Genomic DNA, 17692 nt, shown 5'->3' with positions numbered 1-17692 from the left:
TCTGTGTGGGGCGTCAGGCGGTGAAATCCCGCGAAGCAAACGCCAGCGCCATGCCATTGGCCCCCACGTTGATGGCTGCCGTCATGCTCAGATGGGAGAGCAGTACCTCGACCTGGTGCTGACGTGCCTTGGTCACCAGGGCCTTGAAGCCGGGCAACTGGGCACAACGGGCGAGCGGGCCGCCATAACTGATGTTGATGAGCGGCACTTCAAGCGTGCCACGCTCGATCTGATCCATGGCATGGTCGAACACCGTCTGCACGCCTTTGCGGAATCCGCGAGCCTTCCCGACCGGACGGGTCTCGTCCCGATAACCGTAGAGAATCGGCTTGATATGCAGCATCGAACCGACCGCATAAGCGGCCCAGTTGACGCTGTTCTCGCCCTTTTTCGAGGCGCGCTTGACCACGTAGTACAGGTCGTCCGGAATCAGGAAAGCGTGAGTGCAGTCAGCCACCTCACGCAATCGCGACTCGATTGCCTCGACCGGCATCTGAGTCCCGATGAGTCGGGTGGCCTCATAAACGGTGATGCCCGGGCCGGCAAACAGGGCCCGGCTATTGATCACCGAAGCGCCCCATTTGGCACTCATGCCGGCACGGGCGCGCTTGTCCTTGGCGGGCCGCGCACACTGCAACGCGGCTTCGGTGGCGTTCATGAAGATCTTGCTGCGCCCTTTGGTCGTGGTGATGCACAGCAGGTGATCGCATTCGGTCACCCAATCGTCCAGAAAGGTTTGGGCGATATCCTCGGCCGAGGGCGGAAACGATTCGGCATAGCCTTCGGCCCGCTTGTCATCACTGCCGGCCAGAAAGCGCTCCGTCGCGACCGGATCCCGGCGGTCGATGATGAACTCGTTCCCGACGCGCAACTCGATCGGCAGCACGTGAATATCGTGATCGCGGATGAATGCCTGCGGCAGATCCACCGCAGCGTCGATCACCAATCCGGTTTTCATGGAGCAACCCTCCCCATCACTCGAACGTTCATACGCTATCGAGTTCGACGCGATGTCTCTCATGAAATTCACAACGGATACGGGCGACGCAGGCCTTGAAAACATGCAGGGGGTCGTCTTCGCCGCCTGCGCCGCTCGTAAGGGGTGAGGCATCGCCATCAGGGCGACACCGTCTCGATGAGCATGGCACCGCCCTGGCCACCGCCAATGCAGATGCTCGCCATGCCTCGTTGTTTGTTTTCTCTTCGCAGCGCTTCAAGCAGGTGGAGCACGATCCGCGCGCCACTGGCCCCGACGGGGTGGCCTTGCGCAATCGCACCGCCATCGACATTGAGCCTCGCCGGGTCCAGCGACCCCAAGGCCGTGTCAAGGCCCAGTTCTTCACGGCAATAGGCCTCGTCTTCCCAGGCTCGCAGGCAGGCGATGACCTGGGCGGCGAAGGCCTCGTTGATTTCCCACAGGTCCAGGTCATTGAGGCCCAGACCATGACGCTGGAGAATCGGGGTGGCGGCATGCACCGGGCCCAACCCCATCTGCTCCGGCGACAGACCGGCCCATTGGGCATCGACGATGCGTCCGATGGGATTCAGACCGTGTTTTTCAACCGCGGCTTCAGACGCGAGGATCAGCCACGCGGCACCGTCAGTGATCTGTGAACTGTTGCCGGCCGTCACTCGCCCGTACTTCTTGTCGAAAAACGGACGCAGCTTGGCCAGGTTCCGGGCGGTCGAGTCGGCGCGCACACCGTCATCGGCGTCATACACGGCGCCATCAGGCCCGACAAGGGGCACGATCTCGTCGAAATGTCCTGCCTGTTGCGCGGCAATCACCTTCTCGTGGCTGCGCGCGGCGAACTCATCCATGTCCTCGCGGGTGATACCGAACCGGTAGGCCAGGTTTTCTGCCGTCTGTCCCATGAGCTGCCCGCAGATCGGGTCGGTCAGCCCCTTGACGATGCCGAGCACCGGCGCAAGATTCTTCAGCTTGAACTGCTTGAGCAGCCCCAGACGCTGGCCGAGCGACTTGGCCGCAAACCACTTCGACAGCCATTTCACCATACCGTCCGAGAAGAACAGCGGCGCCCTCGACAAGGCATCCACACCGCCCGCCAGTACCAGTTCCGAACGTCCGGCCTGGATATTCACCATGGCCGAATCGAGCGCCTGCATGCCACTGGCGCAGTTGCGCATCACCGTCCAGCCCGGCACCTTGTTCCCGCAGCCCAGCCGCAGGGAAATGACACGCCCGATGTTGATCTCATCCGGCGACGGACTGGCGCAACCGACGATCACCTCATCAAAGCGGTCGGCCCCGAAGGGCTGTCGCGCCAGCAGATCGGCACCGGACATCACCGCCAGATCAGAGGCGGCAAAGGGCCCGGGCGTGTTGCGTGACTTCAGAAAGGGCGTGCGAGCCCCATCGATGATGTAAACCGGACGGGTCATGCGGCCTCGCGTCGCTGCAGCTGGTCATCAAGAGAAATGTCATCGAGCACAGCCTTGAGCCCGAAATCGTAGGGGAAGTCATCGACCCGGATCACCAGATCGCGCAGATACCCCTTGCGTTGAATGAGCTTGAACTCGTCGTCGGAAATCACGCCCGCTTCATGCGCTTTGACGTAGAGGGCATCGACGCCACCACCAACCAACAAACCCGGCTTGAAATCGCCACTGCGCACAGCCTGCTTCACCCGACTCTCGATCGGCTCGGCCTCTACCGTGGCACGCAACGCCAGCTCAAGCACACCCACCGGATCGTTCTCGTCATCAGGCGCAAAGGAGTCGGCAATCAGGCGGTCCCGGGTAGCGGACGGCTCGATCATCAGGCTGGCCACCTCATGCCCGGCGCGGTCACTCGGCACCACATACGGGCGACCGAGCGGGAACACCACGATCCGGCGCAACAGGAAGGCGAACAGCTTGTTCGGGAAGTTCGCAATGGTCCCCTCGAAGGCATTCTGGGCCTTGAACATGGCATCCCAGATCGCCCAATGCATGAGTGGCGCATCGGCGGCTTTGGCGCCTTCGGCCTCGTAGCGCTTGAGGGTGGCCGAAGCCAGATACATGAGCGACAGGATGTCGCCCAGGCGAGCCGAGAGTTTTTCCTTGCGCTTGAGCGCACCGCCCATGGTGCCCATGGAAATATCGCTCAGAAAGGCAAAGGCTGCCGAATACCGGGTGAGCTGCTGGTAGTAGCGCCTCGTCTCTTCAGGCACGCCGGCCGGGACCCTCACAAAGTGCGAGCCGGTCAGCCCCATCACCAGGGCACGCGCGGCATTCTGCATGGTGTAGCTGACATGCCCCCAAAGCGCGGCGTCGAAGGTCTCCAGATCGTTGTCTTGGGCCGCATGCATTTCCTTGAGCACATAGGGGTGACAGCGCACCGCCCCCTGGCCGAAGAGAATCAGGCTGCGCGTCAGGATGTTGGCCCCTTCCACCGTAATGCCCACCGGCACCTGCTGATACGCACGGCCGAGGAAGTTCTGCGGCCCCAGGCAGATGCCCTTGCCGCCGATGACATCCATGCCGTCATTGACCGTCTGGCGGGCCCGCTCGGTGATGTGATACTTCACGATGGCCGACACCACGGACGGCTTTTCGCCCTGATCGATGGAGCCGGCAGTGAAGATACGCGCCGCATCCGACAGGTAGGTGTTGGCACCGATACGGGTCAACGCCTCTTCCACGCCTTCGAAACGGCCGATGGCAGTCTTGAACTGATAGCGGACGCGGGCATAGGCCCCCACCGCACGGGCAGTGAGCTTCTGCATGCCGGTGTTTGATCCCGGCAGGGAAATGGACCGGCCGGCCGCCAGGCACTCCATCAGCATGCGCCAGCCCTGGCCAGCCATGGCCGGCCCCCCGATGATGAATTCGAGCGGAATGAACACGTCCTGACCACGGATCGGCCCGTTCATCCAGATCGCGTTGAGCGGGAAGTGACGCCGACCGATGTCCACGCCCGGGTGATTCCACGGGATCAGGGCGCAGGTGATGCCGATGTCTTCGGTCTCGCCGAGCAGATGCTCCGGGTCGAACATGCGGAAAGCCAGGCCGAAGACGGTGCACACCGGCGCCAGTGTGATGTAGCGCTTGTCGAAGTTCAGCCGGATGCCCACCACTTCTTCGCCTTTGTACCGGCCTTTGCACACCACCCCCGAATCCGGGATGGAGGCTGCGTCCGACCCCGCCCAGGGGCTGGTCAAGGCAAAAGCCGGGATTTCTTCGCCGCGCGCCAGACGCGGCAGGTAATGGTTTTTCTGGTCCTCGGTGCCGTAGTGCAGGAGCAATTCGGCCGGCCCGAGCGAGTTGGGCACCATGACGGTCACGGCGGCCGCCGACGAGCGCGTGGAGAGCTTGGTGACCACCTGGGAGTGCATGAAGGCCGAGAAGCCCTTGCCACCGTATTCCTTGGGAATAATCATGCCCAGGAAGCCTTCGGACTTGATGTAGTTCCACACCTCCATGGGCAGATCCTGACGCAAGGAGCCGTCCCACTCATCGGTCATGCGGCACAGCTCGGTGGTCTGGATATCGAGAAAACGCTGCTCTTCGTCCGTGAGCGCGGGCCACGGATAGCTGCGCATCTTGTCCCAGTCGGGTTTGCCGGCGAACAGATCGCCCTCCCACCAGACGGTGCCGGCTTCGAGCGCATCCTTCTCGGTCTGAGACATGCTGGGCAGTGCGGCGCGGAAAGCTTTCAGGATCGGACGTGTCACATACTGCTTGCGCACCGAGTCGATCAGGAAGACGGCAAACAACGCGCCGGCGATGATCACTGCCGGGATGCCCAGCCAACCCGGCCACCCCCCCGTCACTGCGAGGCCACCGAGCCAGACGACCGTTGCGACGGCCCAGGCAAAAAGTGGCGCCCGCCCGTAGGCGAGCGCGACAGCCACGAGAGGTAGGGCCAGTAGAAACCAGATCATGCGTTGTTCTCCTCATCGAAGGCCGGCGGGCTCTACGGCCCGCTCGGCCGATCATTCAGGCGGCATCTCGCGCCGCCCCTGCCGCCTGCAATCCAGGCAACGGGGCGCGCAGTCCACCCAGCAAAAAGGACATCAGTCGCGGCAGCATCCGCTCCGGGTCCGTGTCGTTCAATTCACCACCAAACAGCCTGAGTGCGTCCGTCCCCGCAATCGCGTAGGACATGGCCCCCATCATGAAATGGAAGCGCCACAGGATTTCATCCCGGGGCACATCCGGTATCGCATGGTAGAGCGCTCCCATGAAACGCTCTACGACCTCGGAATACTCCTCGGCCAGGAAACGCCGAACAAACTCGTTCGGCTCGGTATAGGTGCGACCGAGCAGACGCATGAAGGTTGCACCCGCCGGATCGGCCTCCGCCGCCATGACCAGTGGCATCCCGAAAAAGATCTCCACGATCCTGCTCGGTTTCACCGCGCTGCCAGCGGCAGCACGCTCGGCCTCTTCCAGCGCGGACATCCGCCGCTGGTTCAGGCCGGTCAATCGCCGTCGGAACACCTCCTGGATCAGCGCGTCCTTGCTGCCGAAGTGATAATTCACCGCCGCCAGGTTCACGTTGGCCAGACCGGTAATCATCCTCATGGACGTGGCTTCGAATCCATGCGCCGCGAACAAGACCTCCGCCGCATCCAGGATGCGCTCCCTCGTTTCGGTCCCTTGCTTGTAGTTTTCTGTCATCGGGCTCACCGCTCGCTATCGTTGTGGTTGCATGTGTCGCGTACAACTTTACTGCCCGACGTAAAAAACCGAACGTTCGTTTCAATCATACGTCGAGCAGAAGGGTTGTCAACCGGGTTTTAAGTGGCGTGCACGCAAAGATCAATGGGCAGTGCACAATGCGAACCTTCTAGCATAAAAAATAATCGCGTGTTGACGAGCCTCAAAAAAGAAAAAGGCGCATCGAATGCGCCTTTTTCGTTGTGCACAAAACCGCTCGTCAGGTATCCATGTCCGCCGCACTACGACCCTGCCCCATGCCGCGTTTCTCCCAGCGCTCCTGACGCGCTTCCTTGCGCTTCTTCAGTTCGGCTCTCTGCTCGTCGGTCAGCAACTGATAGACCTCGTTCTGATTGGCGAACTTCATTTGCGCCATCTGGCTCATGGCGGCTGCGCGTTCTTCGGTCAGGGTCTTGACCCTGGCAGCGTCGTACTCGCCTTGAGTCATCATCTCGCGCAAGGCAACACCCGCGGCACGCACAACTTTCATCTGCTCACGCATCTCGGGTTCGAGCTTGTGTCGCAGTTCAAAGATCTTGTCCTTCTGCGCTTCGGTCAGGTCCAGCCCACGCAGCATGCCGTGGCCACCGCCGTGACCGCCAAACATGTGCCGAGCCCCGTGCATCTGATGACCACGGCCTTCGCATCCACCGCCGAAACCGTAGTCACCGCCCCGGGCCTGGGCCGCGTAAGGGATGGCCAGCGCCACGCTGCTTGCCGCCAGAAAGGCACCGATGATCTTGGTCCGCTTATTCATGTCGTCACTCCTGTCTTCATCTTCATTCAGGGCAGGCCGGGCACTGCGCCCTCACCTGTTGGATGCACTATGCGGGGTGACCGGGTAAAGCACGGTCATGGCGACGTAAAGGCAGGTAAAGCGCGGTAAAGGCCGCCAAACCGGGCATTCGCCGCCGTATCATGTGCCTGCGATGACAGGAGGAATGAAGATGACGCGTGTGCTGCTGGTCGATGACGATGTGGAACTGTCCGGCATGCTCAGTGAGTACCTGACGCAGGAAGGCTTCGACACCGATGTGGCTCACGACGGCGAGGCTGGCGTCAAGGCGGCACTCGAGGGACCGTTCGACATTGTCGTGCTCGACGTGATGATGCCGGTTCTCAATGGCGTGGACGCCCTGCGCAAGATCCGGCAGCACAGCAACATGCCGGTGCTCATGCTCACCGCACGCGGCGATGACATCGACCGGGTGGTCGGTCTGGAACTGGGCGCGGATGACTACGTGCCCAAACCATGCACACCCCGCGAACTGGTGGCGCGCATTCGCGCCATCCTGCGGCGCATGAGCGCGCCAGCCACCGCCGCCGACCATGCCGATGCCATTCAGGAAGGCCCGCTCACCCTCTGGCCCGCCAAACGCACCGCCGAATGGCATGGCAACGCCCTGACGCTCACCAGCACCGAGTTTTCCATTCTCGAACTGCTCGCCCGGCATGCCGGCAGCGTGGTGAGCAAGAACGAACTTTCCGAGAAGGCACTCGGCCGCCCCCTGGCGCGCTTTGATCGCAGCATCGACGTGCATGTCTCCAGCATCCGCCAGAAGCTCGGGGCACGACGCGACGGGCAGTCCTGGATCCAGACGGTTCGCGGACAGGGCTACCAGTTCGTGCGGGAATAATTTATGGGCCGCCTGTTCTGGAAATCCTTTGCCGCCTTCTGGCTGGCGCTGATCGTCGCCGGCGTGGGTGTCGGCTCAGCCGTATGGGTGCATCGTCAGGCATCGATCGATGAAGCGAGCGAACGTCTCGGCCCGCGCATCAGTTTCTGGCTCGACACCACCGAAACGGTGCTCGCCGCCGGCAATCCGGACGCGGCGCGGCGCCTGATCTCCCGCTGGGGGCAGCGCCACGGTGTTCCGCCCGTGCTGATTCTCGATTCACAGGGCCGCGACCTCACCGGCAACCGCCTGCCCCCGCCGCATGAGCTGGACAGCATTCCCGCCAACGCGCGGCGATCCGTGGTCGCGGCCAACGGGCAACGCTACGAGATCATGATCCACCCGGAACGCCTGACTCATGAGCGCACGGACCGCAAACCGCCCTCGCTCCTAGTTCCCCTGAGTGCGGTGCTCATTGCAAGCGTCGCCTTCAGTGCCCTGCTCGCCTGGTACGTCGCCAAGCCGATTCGCGCATTGCGCCGCGCATTCGACGCGGCAGCGCGAGGCAATCTCGATGCCCGCGCAACCCCCTCCATGGGTGGCCGCCGAGATGAAATCGCCGACCTGGGCCAGGACTTCGATCGCATGGCGGCCCAGCTTCAGGCACAGATCAACGCCCAGCGGCGCCTGCTGCACGACGTGTCGCACGAGCTGCGATCCCCCCTTGCCCGCATGCAGGCGGCCATTGGTCTCGGGCGAAAGAACCCGGCGCAACTTGAAGCCACGTTCGACCGGCTCGAACTCGAATCCCAGCGCCTTGATACCTTGGTGGGCGAGCTGCTGACGCTGTCACGCCTTGAAGCTGGCGCCAACGGCCATCTTGAGCGCCTCGACCTCATGGAGTTGCTCACCGACATCGCGGGTGATGCCCAGTTCGAAGCCCGGGCCAAGGGACGCGACGTCCACTTCGAGAGCACCGGTGAGGCATGGGCGATGGTTCAGGCCACGCCGCTTCAACGCGCCTTTGAAAACGTGATCCGCAATGCCGTCAAATACACGGCCGAAGGCACCACCGTGTCGATCAAGGCCAGTGCATGCAACAGCGAATTGAGCGTCGACATCATCGACCAGGGCCCTGGTGTACCAGCGGATGATCTGCCCCACATCTTCGAGCCCTTCCATCGGGGAGGCGACGAACGCTCCGCTCAGGGCTTCGGTTTGGGTCTGGCCATCGCCCAGCGCGCCATGAAGGCCCATCAGGGCAGTATCGAGGCGAACAACGAGCCCGGTGGCGGTTTGCGCATGACCCTGCGCCTGCCGCTACAGAATCATGCGGACAAGGCCTGAAGCTGTCGATCATGCCAGCGCGCGAGCAGCCACTGGGCAAGGATCGATCCGATGAGCGCCAGCGCCATGTCGGCCTGAGTATCCCAGGGGTCGCCCTGTGTGCCCAGGAACTCGGTGGCGCCCTGCCCCATGATCACTGCGGCCTGCCATTCAATCAGCTCGTAGAGCGCTGAAATGGCCAGGCAGATCGAGCAGACGACAAAGAACAACCATGCACCGCCGCGGGCCAGTACCTTGAGCCGTATCAGCAACTCGCGGGCAATCATGGCGGGGATGAAGCCTTGCGCCAGGTGACCGATGCGGTCATAGGGATTGCGCTCGAAACCGAACGCGTCCTGTAGCCAGAACCCCAAGGGCACCCGGGCGTAAGAGTACGCACCGCCCAGAATGAGAATCAGCGCATGCAGCGCGATCAGCACGAGCACCAGTTCCGTGAGCGGGAATCGGCGGTGTGTCGCACCGATGATCACCAGTGCGAGCATTGCCGGCAAGACCTCCATCCACCAGGTGAGCCGATCGTATGGGTCGATACCCGACACCACCAACGCCGCCGTCACCAGGGCCCCCAGGCTCAACACCAGCGCATCTCTTCTCTGCATTTGCGCACCTTCCGAATCAAACCCACACGTTAGCACGCCCCCCGTCTCCCGCCTTGTCTGGCCCTGCTGGGCGCAGCAGCTTACACTGGCGGTGTTGTTGCGCGAGACCTGAATGCCCGATTTACCCACCCTGTTCACTTTCCTTGGTGCCTCACTGGTCGTGACCATCGCCCCGGGGCCGGATAACCTCATGGTTCTCGCCCACAGTCTGGCCCGCGGACGGCAGGCCGGATTCGCCTTTGCACTGGGCTGCACCCTCGGGTGCATGACGCACATCCTGTGGGCCACGCTCGGCGTCAGTGCTGCCGTGCTGGCGTCACCAACGGCGTTCACCGCGCTCAAATGGCTGGGCGCGGCCTACCTGGTGTGGATGGCAATATCGGCATGGCGCGTCCGGCCCGGCCCGGCCCCGACGGCGGGCCGGAGCATCAGACGCCCCTGGCTGCGGGACGTCTCGCGCGGTTTTGTCGCCAATGCCATCAACCCGAAGGTGGCGTTGTTCTTTCTGGCATTCATGCCTCAGTTCATCCATCCCGACTCAGGCCCGGTCACCCTGCAAATGCTCACCCTCGGCGGCCTCTTCATGGCGCAGACCATCGTCGTCTTCGGCTCGATTGCCCTGCTGGCAGGGCGCATTGGTCAATGGATGCAGAAGCATCCGCGAATGGCGCCCTGGCTCGATCGCTTCGCCAGCCTCGTTTTCCTCGCCCTGGCCGCAAGATTGGTCGCCGGCTCGCCTTCGGCTTGAAGCGCCGGAAACCCACGGCAGGCTAGAATCGCTGGATGCGACACCGAGTCTCCGGCGCCCTGCCCGCCCCCGATCCCACCGAGCGCCACGACTGGTACACGCTCAAGACCCTCATCCCGTACCTGTGGAGCTACAAAGGCCGCGTCATCTTTGCGCTGACGTGCCTGCTATTGGCGAAATTCGCCAACGTGGGCGTCCCCATGGTGTTCAAGCATCTGGTCGACGCGCTCACGATCACGCCGGAGCAGGCCTTCATCGTTGTCCCCGCGGCCATCCTGTTTGCCTACGGCGTGCTGCGCTTTTCCACGTCTCTGTTCACCGAACTGCGCGAACTGGTGTTCGCCCGGGTCACCCAGCAGGCGGTGCGAAACATCTCGCTGCAGGTGTTCAACCACCTGCATGCCCTGTCGCTGCGATTCCACCTGGAACGACAGACCGGCGGGCTGACGCGCGACATCGAGCGCGGCACCCGGTCCGTCGGCTCTTTGATCAGCTACACGCTGTACAGCATCCTGCCCACACTGGTCGAGATCGGCCTGGTGATCGGCATTCTCTATATCAATTACGACGCCGTGTTCTCGCTCATCACCGCCGGGACGCTGCTCTTCTACATCACCTTCACCGTGCGCGTCACCAACTGGCGCACGGCCCTGCGCCGCAAGGCCAACGAGCTGGATTCGGCGGCCAACGCGCGGGCCATCGACAGCCTGATCAACTTCGAAACGGTCAAGTACTTCAACAATGAACGTTTCGAGGCCGATCGCTACGACCGCCAGATGGGCGACTGGGCGGATGCCCAGATCAAGAACCAGCTCTCGCTGTCGGGACTGAACATCGGTCAGGCGGCCATCATTTCCACAGCCGTCGCCACCATGATGTGGCTGGCCGCCAACCGGGTGGCCGAGGGCAGCATGACCATCGGCGATATCGTGCTGATCAACGCCTACATGTTGCAGCTCTATATCCCGCTCAACTTCCTGGGTGTGATCTACCGTGAAATCCGCCAGTCACTCACCGACATCGAGCGCATGTTCGGCCTGCTCGGGCAGCACAAGGAAATCGACGACAAACCGGAAGCCGGCAGCCTGCCGCCCGGACCGGCCACGGTTCGCTTCGAGCATGTCGGTTTCCATTACGATCCGGCGCGTGAGATTCTCTTCGATGTGGACTTCGCCGTCCCCGCCGGCAAGACAGTCGCCGTGGTCGGGCATTCGGGCTCGGGCAAATCCACGCTGGCCCGCCTGCTGTTCCGCTTCTACGACGTGACCTCGGGACGCATCACGATCAATGGGGCCGACATCCGTGATGTTCAACAGCACAGCCTGCGCAAGGCCATCGGGATCGTCCCCCAGGACACGGTGCTGTTCAACGACACGCTTCGATACAACATCCAGTACGGCAACCCGGACGCGTCGGAGGGCGCGGTCGAGGCCGCCGCCAGCGCGGCTCAGCTCGATGACTTCATCTCCCGGCTGCCTGACGGCATGGATACCCGGGTTGGCGAGCGCGGATTGAAGTTGTCAGGGGGCGAAAAGCAGCGTGTGGCCATTGCCCGGGCCCTGCTCAAGGACCCGGCCATCCTCATCTTCGATGAAGCCACCTCGGCACTGGACTCCAAGACCGAAAAGGCCATTCAGGCTCAGATCGATCAGGCCGCCCGAGGTCGCACCGCGCTCATCATCGCTCACCGCCTGTCGACCATCGCGCAGGCCGATGAAATCATCGTGCTGGATCAAGGGCACATCGTCGAACGTGGCCACCATCGGGAATTGCTCGCCGCCGACAACGCATACGCGCAGATGTGGCGGCTCCAGCAACAGGAGGCGGCAGAGCACACTGAAAACGAGACCTGACAAAAAGAAACGGCGCCCTCGGGCGCCGTGAAAGACGGAGTGGTCGTCGTCTTATGAGCGACGGCGACGCATTCCCAGCACACCCAACAGACCGAGGCCTGCAAGTGCAAGGGAACCGGGCTCAGGCACGCCTGTGCTCTGTTGACCGCAGGTGCCGTTGGAGACAACACCGGTACATACATTGGCGCTCACAGCCGCGAGCTTGACCATGTCGTTACCGGTGCTCCAGCTGGTGTTGCCATTGAATGCCGGGTTGAACGCGCCAACCAGCCAGTAAGACGAGAACGTCGTGGAATTGGTCGCGCCCCAGCTGGTGCCGACATCCGACAGGTCGGCGATACCCACCCAGCCATTGGACGTCAGATTCGAGTAGGTCAGACCGGAAAGCGACGGCGCACCGGCGCCGAGATAGGCCATGACGGACAGGTCCGAATCACCGCTGTACCAACCGTTGCGCAAACCGGCGACGTTCACCGCCTCAGAGAACGACAGCAGGATCGAGTCGTAACGCTGGTCGTTGTCCATGGAGTGCTCTTGGCCATCGCCAATCACATCGTTGTAGTCTTTGTCGCTACTGCTGCTCGAGTATCCGTCGCGATTGATGACGCCCAGACCACTGGAACCATACGCCGAGAGATAGGCCGTTTCGAGCTGCTGGTTCGCAGTGCCCGACGTATTGGCCCAGGCAGACGCCGTCACGGTAATACCATTAGAGGTGAAGCTGCGGGTGTTGGCCCAGGTGGCGTTATTGTTATCGCCGCTGAAGTTCCACTCGGTCGCGGCCATCGCAGGGCCGGCCATCACAGCGGTAAGCGCCAACAGGGCGCGGAGTTTTGCGGGACTCATCAGGAGACCTCCGGTTATTCGTATCTAAACATTACAAAGCAATGCGCGTGCCAACACAACATCTATTTATATTTCAAAAACTTAGGCCATATTGGCTGAGCGCTTGGCATCAAAGCGTAAAATCTCTCGACACTCACTGTGCCAAGGTCTGTTTCAGTTCAAGCGCACGCGAACGCCCCGGAAACGCCTGCCCCCCCTCGAGGGCGAACTCCAGTTCCTTGCGCGCATCGTCAATCCGTCCCGCCGCCTGCAACGCCTTGGCCAGATGGAAACGGATCTCGCGATTGGAAGGATCACGCAAGCGCGCATCCCGAAGCAGATTGAGCGCACCCGAGACATCGCCCACATGCAATTTGATCCATCCAAGCGTGTCGGCCACCAGCGGGTCGTTCGGCGCAAGACGCCGAGCCTCTTCAGCAGTCGCCATTGCCTGGCCATCGCCCAACTCGAAATATACGGTGGCAAGCAGATTCAACACACTGGCATCACGCACACCGCTTTCAATCATCGTCTCCAGCTGGCCGCGAGCCTCCGCCCACTGACGCTCACGCATGAGCAGTTCGATCAGCGCACGTCTGACTGCCGTTGACGGCGCACGTTTGATGTCCCGCTTGAGAACCTCAATCGCCGCAGCGGCGTTGCCTGCCTCGAAGTTCGCACGCGCCAGCGCCATGGCACTCGACGGAGAAGGCGACATGTCATAGGCGCGTCGGAACAGCTTGAGCGCGGCTTCCCGCTCGCCCTTGAGCCATGCCAGGCGCGCCTGGTAACCGGGGATCTCCACATGCCTGGGCGCCACGGACTGAAGTTGATCGAGGCGCTTTCCGGCCTCGCCCGCATCGCCCTTGGCGATGGCAATCTCCACGGCAAGCGCCAGTGCCGGCTCGAAATCAGGTGACGCCGTGCGGGCTTTGCGTACGTTGTATTCGGCGTCATCGGGGGAGCCCACGTCCATGTACATGCGGCCGATACGCACCTGAGCAGCAGGATCGAACTCTGCAAGCCGCGTCATCTCCCGGAGCACCGAGCGAGCCGCGTCGGTGTCGCCCGCCAATTGATGCGCCCGAGCCAGGGTTGCGATGACCGCCATGTCTTCCCGATGACGCAGTGCGGCCTCTTTGGCGACGCTCAGGGCTTCGCTGAATCTGCGCTCCGCCCAGAGGGCATCGATCAGGGCAAGGCTGGCTTTGGGGTCACGCCGATCTTTCGCAACAGCAGTCCGCAGCGCATTGATGGCCCCCTCCATATCACCCTGCATGCCTGCCAACCGCCCTAATTCGTAGTAGATGCGCCCATCGTTCGGATACGTCTTGCTCATATCCGCCAGTCGCACCCGGGCCGACTCAAAGCGCTGACTGGCCATCTCCAATCGTGCAAGGTTGAGCTGGGCTGGGACGAAGCCGGCATCGACAGCGAGGGCACGCTCGTACGCCGACTGCGCCGCGGCAATGTCGCCCTTGGCCGCATGGATGGCTCCGAGCAGGTTCAGGGCAATCAGATCGTCAGGATTACTGTCCACCAGGGACTGTGCGACCGCAATGGCCCGATCGTGTTCGCCCTGGCGCATGTGCGCCGTCGCCAGGACCATGCCCACCGCGCCATTGGCGGGGTCGAGCCGAAAGGCTTCTTCGAGGCGAGCGAGACCATCGGCCTGACTCCCGGCACCGATCAGCCCGAAGCCTAGCGCCGCAAGCGACCGGGGATCATCCTTGACGCTGTCGGCGGCCTGCTCGAGATAGCGGTTGGCCTGGGTGAAGCGCTTGTCGATCAGGTGGGCGCGCCCCATGAGCAGCAAGGCCTGCGGGTCATTCGGCTTCGCGCGGAGCACGGGCTCGATCGTGCGCATGGCCCGAACGCTGTCGCGCTCGTCTACATAAATTCCAGCGAGCAGCTTCCTGGCAGCAAGGTTGGCGGGGTAGCGCGCCAGCAGCCGATCCAGATAACTCTTCGCCTTCACGGGCACATTCAGGCCGTGATGGGCCAGCGCTCCGAGCATCAGGAGTTGCTCACTGGCAGAGACGTATTCGCCAGGCAGGGCATCGATGCGCTGCGCGACCGCAGTCAGCCGCTGTCGTACTTCGCTTGAATCGTCCTCAATGCCGGCAAGCACCGCGCCAAGGTAGTTTGCGCGAGGCTCTTCAGGTACGAGTTCGCGCAGAAAATCCAAGTCCTGGCGGGCGGCATCGAGATTCTTGGCGTCAAGGTAGATCGAGGCCCGCGCAATACGTGCATCCACATGCCGCGGCTCCGCCTCCAGTGCCTTGCTGTACGCCTTGAGGGCATCGTCGAGACGCCCGCGAACATGAGACATCGACGCCTTCAGGTTCCATGTCGACGCAGCATCCGGCTGGATCACTTCGAGGGTATCGAGCGCATTTTGCGCTTCATCGAGCCGCCCGAGCTGCATCAGATAGGGAATGAGTTCAACGTAGGGCTTTTCGTCGCTCCGATTGGTCTCGATCGCAGCCTCGAAACCCCGCATGGCGGCTTCCTCGTCTCCCAGCGTGGCGTGAGCCTTGGCACGCAGGGTCAGCACTTCGGTCCGGTCTGCGCCGGAGACACCGTCAGCGCTCACCTTGTCCAGCAATTCGGCATGGCGGCCCAGGGCGCTGAGCAGCCGGGCACGCGGCACGGCAACTTCACTCGGACTGACGCCGAGTGTCATGGCCTTGTCGAGCGCGGCCTCTGCTGCCGAGAGCTGAAGATCCTCCAGCAAGGCTTTGGCCAGCAGCACATGAGCAGAGAGCAGATTGCCATTTTCCTGCAGGGCATTCTGGAGCTGGATGATCGCGCCGGCCCGATCGCCCGCTTCGAAGCGGCTCAGCCCGTCCTCGTAATACTCGGCGGCTTTTCCCGCATCAGCGCACCACACGCCGCTGGCACTGACAAGCAGGCTGACGAGGACGGAACCCCTGACAAGACGTTGAAGCTGGTTTGATGACATGAGGAAAAGCCGGAAGAAAGTAAGAAATGCCGACGAAGTATAAGAACTACACGTGACGCGAACTGTGACTTGTTGGGAATGAGCGCAAAGTTTTCCCGAACAATGGCCGCAAACGTCACGGATCGGGGCAGAATAGGACCGATCCACCGCAGAGGACCCCGTTTTGAAACGAAGCACCTGGACCGGCCTCCTGATGGGCGTAACGGTTGGCCTGCTGGGCTTGAGCATCCCGAGCCATGCCCAAGAGGCCGCAAGCACACTCGACAGTATCCGCGAACGCGGCGAAATTCGCCTCGGGCACCGCCTCTCATCCATCCCGTTTTCATATCTGGACGAGAAGGGCAAGGTGATGGGCTACTCCCACGACCTGGCCATGCACGTGGTCGAGGCGATTCGCGGCCGCTTGCGTCAGCCCGATCTGCGCGTGGAAATGGTTCCGATCACATCAGGCAACCGGTTTCGCCTGATCAAGAAGGGCGAAATCGACTTCGAGTGCGGCTCCACCACGCACAATACGACCCGAGCCCGCGAGGTTGCCTTCTCGACCAGCATTTTCATCATCGGCACCCGCTTGCTGACACGCCGTGACGCCGGCATCTCGGATTTTGATGATCTGGACGGTCGCCGGGTCGTCACCACGGCGGGAACCACGTCCGAGCGCCTGCTGCGCGAAATGAAAGAAGGCCACGCCAGCGGCCTGACGCTGATCACCGCGCGCGACCACGGCGAGAGCTTCCTGACACTCGAGACCGGTCGCGCCGATGCGTTCATGCTCGACGATGCGCTGCTGTATGGCGAGGTCGCCAAATCGACTCATCCGGAAGACTGGATCGTCACCGGCACGCCGCGTTCGTTCGAGGCCTATGGCTGCATGCTGCGCAAAGACGATCCGGACATGAAGGCGCTCGTCGACGACACGCTGCGCAAGCTCATGGCCAGCGGGGAAGCCGAGCGCATCTACACGAGATGGTTCATGCGCCCGATCCCGCCCAATAACCTGAATCTCAACTTCCCGCTGTCGACCTCCATGCGCGAGCTCTTCCGCACCCCCAACGACAAGCCTTTCCAGTAACTCGATTCACCCATGTCAACAGGCCACATCACCCTGCTCACCACCGGTGGCACCATTGCCGGTCGGGGCGCGCACGCCGGGAACGCATCGGATTACGTGGCCGGCAGCATGTCGGCCACTGACTTACTCACGGCGCTGGGTCACCCGGATGACCTGCCCCGCATCGAGACACAGGAACTGCTGTCCATCGACAGCAAGGACATGACGCCGGAACACTGGTTGATGATCGCAAGGGCCGTCGAGGCTGCGCGGGCATCGGCATCCTGTCAGGGGGTGGTGATCACTCATGGTACCGACACGCTAGAGGAAACCGCCTGGTTCCTGCATCTGGTGTGCTCACCCGGAAAGCCCGTCGTGCTGACGGCCGCCATGCGCCCGGCGACCGCCCTGTCGGCAGACGGCCCCATGAACCTGTATCAGGCCCTGTGCGTCGCTGCGCTGCCAGAGGCCCGTAACCATGGGGTGCTGGTCGTCATGAACGATCAGATCCTTGCCGCTTCAGAGATCGCCAAGACACATACACATGCGCTCGATGCCATAGCCGCCCCGCGCACCGGGACGGTCGGCAACGCTTCAGAGCGCACTTTTTGCCGGCCACCGGCGCCGGGCAGCGCGGGCTGCGTACCACTCGCCACGTTGCAAGACGACGCGACGCTCCCGGAGGTCGACATCCTGCACGTGGCTGCGGGCAGCCGCCCGGCACTGCTTGCAGAGGCGCATGAGCGCGGTTGCGCTGGGGTGGTTCTGGCCCTGCCCGGCAACGGCAGCCTGCCCGACACCTGGCGCGACGCTGCACTTGGCGCCGTTGACAACGGTGTCCGGGTGATACGTTCGAGCCGAGTCGCAAACGGTAGCGTATCCACACGCACAGCCGCCATCCTGCCCGGCAGCGGCGTGCTGAACCCCCTCCAGGCCCGCATTGCACTCATGCTCGAACTGGCCACCGGCACTTCAGGCCTGTTCGCGCGCCTGGCTGCCGGGCACGGCTGAATCTTGCGCCACC

14 protein-coding genes are annotated in these 17692 nt (G+C 62.7%); 6 read left to right on the top strand and 8 right to left on the bottom strand.

The genetic code is table 11. The annotated features are described in order from the left end of the window. Positions 1–13: 13 nt before the first annotated feature. The 5 genes from J0W34_RS03765 to J0W34_RS03745 form a co-directional block, all read right to left on the bottom strand. Entirely contained in the window at positions 14–958 is a 945-nt protein-coding gene (locus J0W34_RS03765) for a DegV family protein (RefSeq protein ID WP_230970743.1), read from the bottom strand. 158 nt (positions 959–1116) lie between these two features. Next, positions 1117–2403, bottom strand: a complete 1287-nt coding sequence (locus J0W34_RS03760; protein WP_230970742.1) for an acetyl-CoA C-acetyltransferase — start codon at positions 2401–2403, stop codon at positions 1117–1119. Then, a complete protein-coding gene (locus J0W34_RS03755) occupies positions 2400–4886 on the bottom strand; it encodes an acyl-CoA dehydrogenase (RefSeq protein ID WP_230970741.1) in 2487 nt (828 codons plus the stop codon). Before J0W34_RS03755 ends, J0W34_RS03760 begins: the two co-directional genes overlap by 4 nt. A gap of 55 nt (positions 4887–4941) precedes the next feature. Beyond that, a complete protein-coding gene (locus J0W34_RS03750; protein WP_230970740.1) occupies positions 4942–5625 on the bottom strand; it encodes a TetR/AcrR family transcriptional regulator in 684 nt (227 codons plus the stop codon). Between the two features lie 259 nt (positions 5626–5884). Beyond that, positions 5885–6421, bottom strand: a complete 537-nt coding sequence (locus tag J0W34_RS03745) for a Spy/CpxP family protein refolding chaperone (protein ID WP_227815689.1) — start codon at positions 6419–6421, stop codon at positions 5885–5887. 190 nt (positions 6422–6611) lie between these two features. Here J0W34_RS03745 and J0W34_RS03740 point away from each other — a divergent pair, with 190 nt between their 5' ends. After that, the gene (locus J0W34_RS03740) at positions 6612–7301 is read left to right on the top strand and encodes a response regulator transcription factor (protein WP_230970739.1); all 690 of its coding nucleotides are present in this window, start codon (positions 6612–6614) and stop codon (positions 7299–7301) included. Positions 7302–7304: 3 nt separating this feature from the next. Then, a complete protein-coding gene (locus J0W34_RS03735) occupies positions 7305–8627 on the top strand; it encodes an ATP-binding protein (RefSeq protein WP_230970738.1) in 1323 nt (440 codons plus the stop codon). On the opposite strand, the gene J0W34_RS03730 is transcribed toward J0W34_RS03735, so the two are convergent. Beyond that, positions 8609–9226 (bottom strand): DUF2238 domain-containing protein, encoded by a 618-nt coding sequence (locus J0W34_RS03730; protein ID WP_227815686.1) that lies wholly within the window; start codon positions 9224–9226, stop codon positions 8609–8611. The genes J0W34_RS03735 and J0W34_RS03730 overlap by 19 nt on opposite strands. 112 nt (positions 9227–9338) lie before the next feature. Here J0W34_RS03730 and J0W34_RS03725 point away from each other — a divergent pair, with 112 nt between their 5' ends. Then, complete coding sequence (locus tag J0W34_RS03725) at positions 9339–9974, top strand: LysE family translocator (protein ID WP_227815685.1); 636 nt, start codon at positions 9339–9341, stop codon at positions 9972–9974. A gap of 35 nt (positions 9975–10009) precedes the next feature. Continuing rightward, on the top strand, positions 10010–11827 hold the full coding sequence (locus J0W34_RS03720) for an ABCB family ABC transporter ATP-binding protein/permease (protein ID WP_230970737.1): 1818 nt from the start codon (positions 10010–10012) through the stop codon (positions 11825–11827). 51 nt (positions 11828–11878) lie between these two features. On the opposite strand, the gene xdp1 is transcribed toward J0W34_RS03720, so the two are convergent. Together xdp1 and prsT are read right to left on the bottom strand one after the other, a co-directional pair. Continuing rightward, positions 11879–12673 carry an exosortase-dependent surface protein XDP1 gene (gene xdp1, locus J0W34_RS03715; RefSeq protein ID WP_227815683.1) on the bottom strand — a complete coding sequence of 265 codons (795 nt, stop codon included), beginning with the start codon at positions 12671–12673 and terminating at the stop codon, positions 11879–11881. Positions 12674–12806: 133 nt separating this feature from the next. Next, entirely contained in the window at positions 12807–15617 is a 2811-nt protein-coding gene (gene prsT, locus J0W34_RS03710; RefSeq protein ID WP_230970736.1) for an XrtA/PEP-CTERM system TPR-repeat protein PrsT, read from the bottom strand. A 163-nt stretch (positions 15618–15780) separates the two neighbouring features. On the opposite strand from prsT, the gene J0W34_RS03705 reads away from it, so the two are divergent. Together J0W34_RS03705 and J0W34_RS03700 are read left to right on the top strand one after the other, a co-directional pair. Beyond that, on the top strand, positions 15781–16689 hold the full coding sequence (locus tag J0W34_RS03705) for a transporter substrate-binding domain-containing protein (RefSeq protein ID WP_230970735.1): 909 nt from the start codon (positions 15781–15783) through the stop codon (positions 16687–16689). Positions 16690–16701: 12 nt separating this feature from the next. Then, positions 16702–17679: an asparaginase gene (locus tag J0W34_RS03700; RefSeq protein WP_230970734.1), complete on the top strand. Its 978-nt coding sequence runs from the start codon at positions 16702–16704 to the stop codon at positions 17677–17679. The last annotated feature ends 13 nt before the right edge of the window (positions 17680–17692 follow it).

It is taken from the genome of Nitrogeniibacter aestuarii (assembly GCF_017309585.1).
GTDB lineage: Bacteria > Pseudomonadota > Gammaproteobacteria > Burkholderiales > Rhodocyclaceae > Nitrogeniibacter > Nitrogeniibacter aestuarii.
The sequence above is the reverse complement of the archived record's forward strand: the minus strand, read 5'-3'. Positions and strand labels throughout refer to the sequence as shown.